Annotated in this window: 8 protein-coding genes; 3 read left to right on the plus strand and 5 right to left on the minus strand. The window is 70.3% G+C overall.

Going from position 1 to position 11,175, the window contains the following annotated elements; translation table 11 throughout:
- Positions 1–18: 18 nt before the first annotated feature.
- The 4 genes from AC0KTA_RS13695 to AC0KTA_RS13710 form a co-directional block, all read right to left on the minus strand.
- Positions 19–3,324: a S8 family peptidase gene (locus tag AC0KTA_RS13695; protein WP_481055406.1), complete on the minus strand. Its 3,306-nt coding sequence runs from the start codon at positions 3,322–3,324 to the stop codon at positions 19–21.
- Between the two features lie 152 nt (positions 3,325–3,476).
- Positions 3,477–6,839, minus strand: coding sequence for a S8 family peptidase (locus AC0KTA_RS13700; protein ID WP_481055407.1), 3,363 nt, complete (start codon positions 6,837–6,839; stop codon positions 3,477–3,479).
- Between the two features lie 240 nt (positions 6,840–7,079).
- A complete protein-coding gene (locus AC0KTA_RS13705) occupies positions 7,080–8,330 on the minus strand; it encodes a L,D-transpeptidase (protein ID WP_481055408.1) in 1,251 nt (416 codons plus the stop codon).
- Between the two features lie 235 nt (positions 8,331–8,565).
- On the minus strand, positions 8,566–8,946 hold the full coding sequence (locus AC0KTA_RS13710) for a hypothetical protein (RefSeq protein ID WP_481055409.1): 381 nt from the start codon (positions 8,944–8,946) through the stop codon (positions 8,566–8,568).
- A 111-nt stretch (positions 8,947–9,057) separates the two neighbouring features.
- Between AC0KTA_RS13710 and AC0KTA_RS13715 the strand changes: the two genes are divergently transcribed.
- Positions 9,058–9,327, plus strand: a complete 270-nt coding sequence (locus AC0KTA_RS13715; protein ID WP_481055410.1) for a hypothetical protein — start codon at positions 9,058–9,060, stop codon at positions 9,325–9,327.
- Between the two features lie 285 nt (positions 9,328–9,612).
- On the opposite strand, the gene AC0KTA_RS13720 is transcribed toward AC0KTA_RS13715, so the two are convergent.
- Entirely contained in the window at positions 9,613–10,050 is a 438-nt protein-coding gene (locus tag AC0KTA_RS13720; RefSeq protein ID WP_481055411.1) for an ATP-binding protein, read from the minus strand.
- 55 nt (positions 10,051–10,105) lie between these two features.
- Between AC0KTA_RS13720 and AC0KTA_RS13725 the strand changes: the two genes are divergently transcribed.
- Together AC0KTA_RS13725 and AC0KTA_RS13730 are read left to right on the plus strand one after the other, a co-directional pair.
- Positions 10,106–10,957 carry a DUF5753 domain-containing protein gene (locus tag AC0KTA_RS13725; protein WP_481055412.1) on the plus strand — a complete coding sequence of 284 codons (852 nt, stop codon included), beginning with the start codon at positions 10,106–10,108 and terminating at the stop codon, positions 10,955–10,957.
- A gap of 10 nt (positions 10,958–10,967) precedes the next feature.
- Positions 10,968–11,159: a DUF397 domain-containing protein gene (locus AC0KTA_RS13730; RefSeq protein WP_481055413.1), complete on the plus strand. Its 192-nt coding sequence runs from the start codon at positions 10,968–10,970 to the stop codon at positions 11,157–11,159.
- Positions 11,160–11,175 lie beyond the last annotated feature (16 nt).

The following is an 11,175-nucleotide window of genomic DNA, read 5'->3' on the forward strand; positions in this document are numbered from 1 at the left end:
CGCGAGGAACAGGAAAGGCTACTCTCCGTAGTACGCGTCGTAGATCGCCACCGTCGCCCTGTTCCCCTTCTTGTCCTCGACCGCGGCCCGGAAGGAGATCGACTTGCCCTTCGCCGGGTTCTTCACGGACATCCTTCCGTCACGCACCGTGGTCTTCCTCCATGTGCGGCCCTTGTCGTAGGAGACGTACACGGCAAGGGACTTGAGCCGGCCGCCCGCGGCGGCACCCTGCACCGTCACCGGCACGGACTGGGCCGCCCCGGCGGGCGCCCGGCTGTCCAGGCCCACCTTCGGCGTGAAGCGGACCGTCGACGCGGGCAGCTGCGCCTCGCGCGCCTTCTTGGAGCGGAACGTCCAGCTCGCGTCGACGCGCGAGGAGGCGGTCGCCACGCGCGGGTCACGCCGCACCGACGTGGAGAGGCGGTACTCGGCGTCCGCCGCCGGGACCTTGAAGGACACGTCGCCGGTCAGCGGGTCCTTGTTCGCGCCGATCCGGCGGCCGTCGCGGTGCAGGGTCGTCCGCACCGAGGAGAAGGCCGACCCGCCCTCGTGCCCCGCGCCGTCGGCGACGACCGGCACGGCGCCGGTGAGCTCATTGCCCTCACGGAAGATCCCCCAGTCGTTCCCGAGGCGCGGCCCGAACACGGCCGTGTTGAACGTCTTCGTGTACGTCCTGCCCGCCTCGAACGTCTCCGACGGGTAGACCGAGTAGGTCGCTTCGGAGGTCACTCCGCCGTTCTGGTCCTCCGCCAGCTGATTGAAGATCGTGTCCCACTGCACCTTGTCCGCCGTGGACAGATGGAACGTCCGCGTGCTGTGGGCGCGCTGCGGGGCCATCCAGCCGGAGCCGAGACCGCTGCCCCCGGGCAGCCACCCCGTGACGCTGGCCACGCCCTTCTTGCCCTCGGCGGACGCCCCGAGACGGGTCTTCAGCGTGGCGAGTTCGCTGTCCTTGAAGTGCTTGGCGTAGCCGGTCGCGAGCCGGTCGGCCTTGCCGCCGACGAGGATGTCGTACTGCTCGTCGTCACCCTTGACCCAGTGCCCGCCCCACTCCTGGTGCAGCGAGCCGTCCGTGACCTCGGGCCCGAGGTGCGCGGTGCGCAGATGGGCGTAGGAATCGACGCTCACGCCCGCGCCCATGTCGTCCGGCAGCTCGAACTGGGGAAAGGCGGACACCGGCTCGGCGTCCTTGTCGGGCACCGTGATGTCCACCGGCTTCGCCGCGCGCGCGTCCACTGTCAGCGTCATGTCCTTGGTGACGTTCAGCCGCGGCCGGGCGAGCCAGTCGACGCCCTTCGCGGAGTCCTCCGGGTCCTGGTAGATCTTGGCGTCGAGAAGGTAACCACCCTTGGGCACCCGGACCTTGACCGTGCCGGACACGTCGTTGAAGTGGAAGTCCTCCTCGGCGGCGGGCCCGCTCAGGCCGAGGAGGCCGGACGAGTAGAACTTCGCGGGCCGGCCGTCACGGCCGACGTACTTCAGCGTCACGTCGTACCTCTCCCCCTCGCGCTGCACCACGGCGGCCGTGCGCACGGACTGGCCGCCGCCCTTCGCCACGACGTACGCGGAGTACGTGCCGCGCGCCGTGCCGCCGAGCTTGGTGTGCGCCGTCAGGTCGACCGCCGCGCGTCCGCCCGCGGGCACCGTCACCTTCTTCGCGCCGAGCGTGTAGAAGCCGTCCGGAGCCGGGCGCCCCTTCGGGTCCGTGGCGGTCACCGAGAGGTCGAGGGTGATGTCCTTCGTACCGAGATTCCTGTACGTCACCTTCCTGGTGACCGGCTTGTCGTCGGTGTGCGGCCATTTCGGCGCGCCGAGGTTCAGCGACACCGGCTCGGCGACCACCGTCTGCTTGATGGCCTTGTCGACGGCGATGCGCCCCGAACCCTGCTGGTACGGGGTGTACGTGCCGCCCTTCGTGGACGACGTCAGGGCCCGCTTGAGCTCGGGCGCCCGCCAGTCGGGGTGCCGCTGCTTGAGCAGGGCGGCGGCGCCCGCGACGTGCGGGGTCGCCATCGACGTACCGGAGATCGTCAGATAGCCCTCGGGCTTCTGCCCGAATTCCTTCTCGATCTCGCTGCCGGGGGCCGCGGCGGCCGTGATGTCGACGCCGGGCGCCGTCACGTCCGGCTTGACCGCGCCGTCACCGGCGCGCGGGCCCTCGCTGGAGAAGTCCGCGAGCTTGTCCTTGCCGTCGACGGCGCCGACGGTGAGCGCGGCGTCCGCGGTGCCCGGCGAGTCGAGGGAGCCCCGATAGCCCTCGTTGCCCGCCGCGACGGCGAACAGGACGCCCTTGTCGGCGGAGAGCCTGTTGACAGCCTCTTCCAGCGGGTCGACGCCGATGTCGTCGGCGCCGCCGAGGCTGAGGTTGACGACGTCGGCGCCCTGCGCGGCCGCCCACTCCATGCCCGCGATGATCCCGGAGTCGCTGCCCCGGCCGTCGTCGCCGAGGACCTTGCCGTTGAGCACCTTCGCGCCCGGCGCGACGCCCTTGAATGTGCCGCCCGACTTCGCCCCCGTACCGGCCGCGGTGGACGCGACGTGCGTGCCGTGCCCGACGCGGTCCTTGGTGTCGGGGGACGCGGAAAAGTTCTTCTCGGCGGCGATGCGGTCCTTCAGGTCCGGGTGGGTGGCGTCGACTCCCGTGTCCAGGACGGCGATCCGCACTCCCTTGCCGTCGAGCCCGGCCTGCCACGCCTTCGGCGCCCCGATCTGCCGCACGCTCTTGTCGAGGCTCGCCTTCCGGGTGCCGTCCAGCCAGACGCGGCTGACGCCGGACGCGGTGCCGCGCTTGCCCGTGAGGGTCTTCCAGAGCGCGGCCGCGTCCCGTGTGGGGGTGGTCACGGCGTCCGCGTTCAGGGACGTCAGGTTCCGGCGGACCGCCGTGTCACCGGCCGCGCGGACACCGGCCTTGGCGCCGCGAGCGGCGCCCCGGTAGCCGACGATCAGCTTCAGGCCCTTCCGATTGGCCTGCCCGTTCGCCTCGCCGGCCAACTCCCTCACGTCAAAGAGCCGTTGGTCGACCTTGCCCTCGTCGACGAGTCGCTGGGCGTCGTACGGCAGGACCAGCGTGTGCCCGCGCACGGTCCGGGTACTCACCGGTATGCGCTCCCGCCCCTTCGCCGGCGTGAAGCCGAGCAGGCGGCCCTTGGCGTCGACGGTGACGCGGTCGCCGGTGACGAGGGTGAGGCGGTTCGTGGGCCCGGCCCCAGTGGGCGCCTGCCCCGGGCTCCGGGGGTCCCCCGCCGACGCGGGGCCGACCGCCCCCGCCGCAAGGGCCACCACGACCGTCACCGCCGCGTACGCCTTCTTCCTGTGCTGACGCAAGATTCCCCCTGCCGTCGAAGTGTGCGTTGCCTACACAAGAAGCGGCCCCCGAAGCCCGTCGGGCCCCGGGAGCCACTCCTCACACCCCTTCAACTGTCCGCAGGAAGAAGGTCAGTTCCCGTCGGAAGACGATCTCTTTCCCTCGGGAAAGGTCACTTCCCGTAATACGCGTTGTAGATCGAGATCGTGGACTTGTTGCCCTTCTTGTCCGTGATCTTGGCGTGGAACGAGATCGCCTTGCCCTTGTCCGGGTTCGTGACCTCGGCCTTGCCGTTCTTCACCGACAGCGGCTCCCACTTCTGGCCGTAGTCGTAACTGGCGTAGACGTGGAGCGACTTCAGGTTGGCACCGGCGGCCGCGCCCTGCACCGTCACCGGCACGGACTGCTTCTTGCCCGCGGGGGCCCGGCTGTCGAGGCCGACCGCCGCGTTGAAGCGCACGGCGGAGACCGGGAGCTGCGTGGCGGTGGCCGTCTTCTTGGAGCGGAACGTCCAGCTCGCGTCGATGCGCGTGGAGGCCGCGGACACGGCGACGCTGCGCTTCACGGACGTCGACAGCTTGTACGCGGCGTCACCGGCGGGGACCGTGAAGGGCTTCTCGCCGGTCAGCGGGTCGTCGTTCTCGCCGATCTGCGTGCCGTCGCGGGCCAGTGTCGTCTTCACCGAGGTGTACGTCGAGCCGCCCGCGTGCGTCTTGCCGTCGGCGAAGAGCGGCAGGGAGCCCGCGATCTTGTTGCCGTCGCGCACCACTCCGTAGTCGCCGCCGACACGCGGTCCGAAGACGGCCGTGTTGAACGTCTTCGTGTACGTCATGCCCGCGGTGAACGCCTGGGCTCTGCCCAGCGAGTACGAGGCGTCGACGATCGGCCAGCCGTCCTCACCGATACCGGCAATCTGCTCGAACCGCAGGCTCCAGGTGACCTTGTCGGCCGTGGACACGTACAGGGTGCGGGTGCTCGGCGCCTTCTGCGGCACGCTGATGCCCGAGGCGCTGAAGCTGCCGGGCAGCCTGCCGAACGCGACGACCGTGGCGGTCTTGCCGCTGGAGGACGCGCCGAGGCCCGCCTTCACGGTGGCGAGGTCGGCTTCCTTGTAGTCCTTGGTGTAGCCGGTCGCGAGCTGCTTGACGACGCCGCCGGCGACGGTGCTGTACTCCGTCTTCTCGCCGCGCGTCCAGTGGCCCTCCCACTTCTGCAGCAGCGAGCCGTCGGTGACCTGCGGCCCGAGGTGCGCGCTGCGCAGCCCGTCGTAGGTGTCCAGCCACCAGCCGAAGCCGTAGCCCGCGTTGCCCGCGGTGATCTCGTACGAGGGGGCGGCGAACTCGGACTTGGCGCCGGAGGACGGCACGGTGATGTCGACCGGCTTGGCGGTGCGCGCGTCGACCGTCACCGTCGCCGCCTTGGTGACGTCCAGCTTCGGCTGCGCGAGCCAGTCGACGCCCTTGGTGATGTCCCGCGGGTCGACGTAGACACCGGCGTCGAGGACGTAACCGCCCTTGGGCACGCGGACCTTGGCGGTGCCGGACTCGTCGTGCACCGGGATGAACTGCTCCTTGCCGAGCCCGGAGATGCCGACGAGGGCCGTGCTGTAGTACTTCGCGGGCTGCCCGTCGCGGCCGATGTGCCTGACGGTCAGGTCGTACGACTCGACCTCGCGGTCGACCGCGGCGGCGGTGCGGATGCTCTGGCCGCCGCCGTTCGCCACGACGTACGCGGAGTAGGCGCCGTCGACCGTGCCGCCGAGGCGGGTGTCGGCCGTGATGTCGACGGAGGCGGTGCCGCCGGCGGGGACGGTCACCTTCTTGGCGGCGAGGGTGAAGAAGCCGTCGGGGGCGGGCTTGCCCGTGGGGTCGGTGCCCTCGGCGGTGAGGTCGAGGGTGACCTCTTCCTTGCCGAGGTTCTTGTAGGTGACCTTCTTGGTGACGGGCTTGTCGTCGGCGTGCGGCCACAGCTGGGTGCCGAAGCTGACCGACACCGGGTCGGCGATCAGGGTCTGCTTGAGGGCCCGGTCGACGGCGATGCGCCCCGAACCCTGCTGGAACGCCGTGTACTTGCCCGCCTTCGTGGACGCGGTGAGGGCGCCCTTCAGCTCGGGCTGCTTCCAGTCCGGGTGCTGCTGCTTGAGCAGGGCGGCGGCGCCCGCGGCGTGCGGGGTCGCCATCGACGTACCGGAGATCGTCAGGTAGCCCTCGGGCTTCTGGCCGACCTCCTTCTCGATCTCGCTGCCGGGCGCGGCGGCGGCCGTGATGTCGACGCCGGGCGCCGTCACGTCGGGCTTGACGGCGCCGTCGCCGATGCGCGGGCCCTCGCTGGAGAAGTCCGCGAGCTTGTCGTTGTCGTCGACCGCGCCGACGGTGAGAGCCGCGTCCGCGCTGCCGGGCGAGCCGATGGAGCGGGGCGAGCCGTCGTTGCCGGCGGCGATGGCGAAGAGGATGCCCTTCTCCGCCGAGACCTTGTCGACCGCGGCCTCCAGCGGGTCGACGCCGGGGGTGTCGCCGCCGCCGAGGCTCAGGTTCATCACGTCGGCGCCCTGCGCGGCGGCCCAGTCGATGCCCGCGATGATCCCGGAGTCGTCACCGGAGCCGGTGTCGCCGAGGACCTTGCCGTTGAGGATCTTGGCGCCGGGTGCGACGCCCTTGTACGCGCCGTTCTTGGCGCCGGTGCCCGCGGCGGTGGAGGCGACGTGCGTGCCGTGTCCGACGCGGTCCTTGGCGTCGGGCGAGGGCGTGAAGTCCTCGGCCGCGACGACCTGGTCCTTGAGGTCGGGGTGGGTGGCGTCGACGCCGGTGTCCAGGATCGCGATCTTCACGCCCTTGCCGTCGTACCCGGCCTCCCAGGCCTTCGGCGCCCCGATCTGCGCCACGCTCTTGTCCAGGGTGGCCTTGCGCACCCCGTCCAGCCAGACGCGGCTGATGCCGGACGCGGTGGTGCGGGCGCCGTCCCGCTCGGCGGTCAGCGCCTGCCACAGCTTGGCGGCGTCCCGCTTGGGGGTGATCACCGCGTCCGCGTTGAGGGTCTTGAGGGTGCGACGGACGTCGGTGCCGCCCGCGTCGCGCACGTCGGCCTTCGCGCCGGCGGCCGCGCCCTTGTAGGCGACGATCACCTTCAGGCCCTGTTTCTGCGCGCTGCGGTTGTCCTTCTTGCTCAGCTCCGTGACGTCGAAAAGGCGCTGGTCGAGCGTGCCGTCGGCGATCAGGCGCTGGGCGTCGGCGGGGACGACGAGCGTGTGCCCGTCCCGGTTGCTGGTCCGCACGGGTATGCGCTCGCGGCCCTCGGCGGGGTCGAACGCGGTGACCCGCCCCTTCGCGTCGACCGTGACACGGTCGCCGGTGAGGAGCGTGATGTGGTGGCGCACCGGCACCTTGACCTCGTCCGCCGCCGCGCCGGCCGGGCGCACGGGGTCGGGGTCCGCCTGCGCCGGGCTGGTCATGCCCGCCGCGAGCGCCACGGCCGCGGCGGTGGCGACGCCTGCCGCGGCCGCGCGACGCGCGGTGACCGGTCTCTTCGCTTTCTGCACTTGTCTGAGCAAGTTTCCCCCTCAGGTGAAAGCTTGAGTCACGCACTCTGTCGAGGGGGACGATATCTGTTCAACTATGGGGTGTAAGTGGGTAGTTGGGGTTGTTGGCCGGTTCACCATGCTGCCGCAACACGGCGGATACGGTGCGCCCGCGACCGCACACACGGAAGCGGCCCGCACCCCGGTCGGGGTGCGGGCCGCTCGGCGCAGGCCAGGGCCTTCTGAGAAGGCCCGTTCCGATCAGACGGCGGAGCCCGCCTTCCACTCGGCCCAGCTCATGTTCCAGCCGTTGAGGCCGTTGTCCGGGGCGATGGTCTTGTCGCCGGTGTTGCGGACGTCCACGACGTCACCGGTGATCGTGTTCTCGAAGAACCAGGAGCCCGGCGTCGACTTGTCGTTCGCGCCCTTGGCGTCCTTCAGGCCGATGCAGCCGTGGCTCGTGTTCGCGTTGCCGAAGATCGACGGCGAGCCCCAGTAGTTGCCGTGGATGAAGGTGCCGGAGCTGGACAGGCGCATGGCGTGCGGCACGTCCTTGATGTCGTACTCGCCCTTGCCGTCGTTGTCCGTGAAGCCGACGGTGGCGCCGTTCATCCGGGTCTCCTTGAACTTCTCGGAGATCACCATCTTGCCGTTGTACGTCTTGTTGTCCGGCGAGCCGGCCGAGATCGGAATGGTCTTCACGACCTTGCCGTCTCGCATGATCTTCATCTGCTTGGTCTTGGCGTCGACGACGGAGACCTGATTGCGGCCGATCTTGAACTGGACGGTCTTCTGCTGCACGCCGTACACCCCGTCGGCGCCCTCGACGCCGTCCAGGTTCAGCTTCAGCGTGATCGTGGAGTTGCCCTTCCAGTAGTCCTGGGGCCGGAAGTCGAGCCGGTTCGCCCCGAACCAGTGCCCGACGACTTCCTGACCGCTGCTGGAAGACACCTTGATCTTGGACTGCACGTCCTTCTTGTTGCTGATCGCCTTGTCGAAGTTGATCGACACCGGCATGCCCACGCCGACCGTGGAGCCGTCCTCGGGCGTGAAGCTGCCGATGAAGCTGTTGGCCTTCGAGACGGTGGTGAACGAGGAGTTCTCGTGCGCCTTGCGGCCCTCGGAGTCCTTGGCCGTCACGGCGATCTTGTACGTGGTGGCGCGCTCGAGCTGGGCGCTCGGCTTCCAGGACTTCTTGTCCGCGGATATCTCGCCCGCGACCGCCGCGCCGCCCTCGGCCTTCATGGCCACGTCCGTGAGCGTGCCCTCGCTCACGGTGACCTTGGTGTCCTTGTTGATGCCCGCGTTGTCGGAACCGTTCTTGGGCGCGATCTCGATCTTGGCTTCGGACGTCTTCTCCGCCGCCGCCTCGTCGACCTGGTTCTGCGACTTCTTGCCGCTGCCCGAGCCGCTGTCGCCGCCGCCGTCGTCGCTGCAGGCCGAGAGCACCAGCACTCCGCCGACCAGGGCGGACACGGCCACCAGACCCCTGCGCCGCTTACTGTCCGTCATTACACGCTTCTCCATCGTCGCCGAATCCCCAAGACCCCGCGGGTCCCCCCGCAACCCCGCCTAACGCCTCACCCGGCGCATCCCGTTCCATTTCCGCCGAAGATGTGGGGAACGCCACGTCTGCGGTGCGGCCGGGACGGCCGTGCATCCAGGAGACGACTGAGCCCCGGGCGGCGGTTGCCGCCCGGGGCTCCCGATTTCGGAAACGCTGCCGGGACGCTGTCCGCCACCGCGACTAGGGCATGACGCGGACCTCGTAGCCCTCGTCGACGCCCTCATCGGCGCCCGTGTCGTCGTCCTCGGCGTCATCATCCTCGTCCGGGTCCCAATCCGGCGAATCGGGATCGTAATCGATCACTTCGCTGCTCCATGAGGCCTGAGTGAGCTCCACTCCGGGCACGTCCCCGATCAGGTCGACGGGGTCGACGAGGTAGGCGAGCGCCTCCGCGTCGTCCTCCTTCACGGCGGTCTGGGCGTGAACGCGCTCGTCGTCGGGCATGTGGGCGTCTTCCGCGATGCGGCTCAGGGCGGTGCCGCGCAGCTCGGCGGAGCCGTCGACCTCGACCACCAATTCGACGCGGAGGCGCACAAAGCGTGATGTCTCGTCCGTACTCATACGCGGGAGCGTACGGCCCCGCCCCGCCACGGCTTTCCCGCGACCCGCGGCTTTCACTAGCATCGCCCAAGACGGCCAATTAGCCAGCTCCACAAGGGGGATCCTCGTCCCGTGACCGCACGCCGCACGCTGTTGACCGCAGCCACAGCCGGGGCCCTGCTCGCCGCCCTGTGGTTCGTCCCCTCCGCGAAGGCAACAGCATCGCCGGGCCCGGCCGGCGCGCTCTCCCAGCACACAGCCGCCCAGACCGAGGCGATGGCCTCCGACACGGGCGCCGACGTCGACACCACTGCGTACGTGGCCGGGGGGACGGCGTTCCTGGGGCTCGGGGCGGGGTTCGTTCTGTACTCGGTACGACGGGAGCGGACGGAGTCCGCCTGACGGCGGCTACTGGGAGGCGGTTGTGCCGGGGGCGGCGAAGTCGGACGTGTCCAGCTCGAAGCCGAAGGGCTCGGGGACGTGCAGCGCCGGCGGTACCGTCCGCGTGGCAGCCCTCGCCCTTGAACGCCGCCACGTCGGTGACGTACACATCCGGCCCGAAGGCCCGCCCGGCACTCGGGAAGCTGCAGAGGAACGGCGCCGCGCCGACGTCGTGCCCCTTCGGGGCATGCGGTTCGAGCTGGCGCCGGAGCGACGTCGTCGGCTTCTTGTGGCGCAGCATCAGGGTCAGGGTTGTTCTCCGTTCACGTGGGGTTCCGTACGGCCATCACGCCGCGAGGCGTGCGCGTAGTGGCACACGAGGAACAGGCCGCGGCCGCCGTCGGCCTCCCCGGCCGGGGTGAGCGGGACCGGCCGGCGGGCCCGGTCGAACGGCGGCGGGACGTGCGGGTCGGTGTCCCACACCGCGACGCGCAGCCCCCGCCCGCCGTCCAGCTCGCGCAGCCGCAGCGCGGCGGGGCCCCGGCTGTGCCGGTAGGCGTTGGTGACCAGCTCCGACGTCAGCAGCTCGGCGACGTCGTTGAGTACGGCGAGGCCGTGCGCGGCGAGGACGGTACGGAGGGTGGCCCGGGCGATGCGGGGCGCCCGGGGGTCGTGGGGGAGGTGGAGGGCGTACGCCCACGCGGGGGCGGGAGTTGGGGGCTGCGGCGGGGATACGGTGGCCATGGCTGGCTCCTGGGGAGTGAGGGCACGGTGCCCTTCTGGCTTAGAGAGGGCACACGTGCCGCCCAGCACCAGCCCCACGCTGCGGCAGCAGCGGTTGGGGAGCGAACTGCGCAAGCTCCGCGAGCAAGCGGGCCTCACGGCGACGGCCGCGGCGGCCCTCCTCGGCCTCAAGCAGGGGCAGGTCAGCAGCATCGAGACGGGCCGGTACCCCGTCAGCGCCGACCGCGTACGCACCTTCGCGCGCGGCTACAGCTGCGGGGACAACCAACTCGTCGATGCTCTGGCCGACATGACAGGCGGCCGCACGCGCGGCTGGTGGGACGAGTACCGGGAGCACCTGCCGGTCGGGCTCATCGACTTGGCGGAACTGGAGCACCATGCCGTCGCGCTGCGTGCCGCCCTCGTAGTCCACATCCCGGCCCTGCTGCAGACCACGGACCACGCCCGCGCCCTCTTCCAGCAGGCGGTCCCACCCCTGCGACAGTACGAGATCGAGCATCGCGTCACGCACCGGGTCAAGCGGCAGGGCATCCTGCACCGCGACAGCCCGCCCTCGTACAGCGCCGTCATCCACGAGTCGGCCCTACACATGGGATACGGCGGTCCCGCCGTGGTCCGGGATCAGCTCCGGCACATCATGGACATGAGCGAGCTGGCGCACGTCACCGTGCGGGTCATCCCGTTCGGCAAGGGGTGCTTTCCGGGCACGGGGCAACCCATCGACTACGTCATGGGGCCTGTTCCGCAGCTCGACACGGTTCAACTGGACACGCATCATGGCTGCGAATTCCTGGACGCCATGGCCCAGTTGACTAAGTACCGCTCAGTGATCGATCGCATGGAGGAGAGCGCACTCGACCCCACCGAGTCGCGTGCCCTCATCCACCGCATCGCCCAGAGCGCCTGAAGGGACGTTCATGACCGACCTCCGGTGGCAGAAGTCCACCTTCAGCCCGGACTCCTCGAACTGCGTCTACGTCGCCGCGACAGCGAACGGCACAATCCACCTCCGCGAAAGCGACACCCCCGACGCCATACTCACCACCGGCCCCCGCCAACTCCACGCCCTCATAGCGCAGCTGAAGCCGCGTTCAGGGAACGTTGACTGACCGTTGAGACCCACCC

The organism is Streptomyces sp. Y309, from assembly GCF_056712025.1.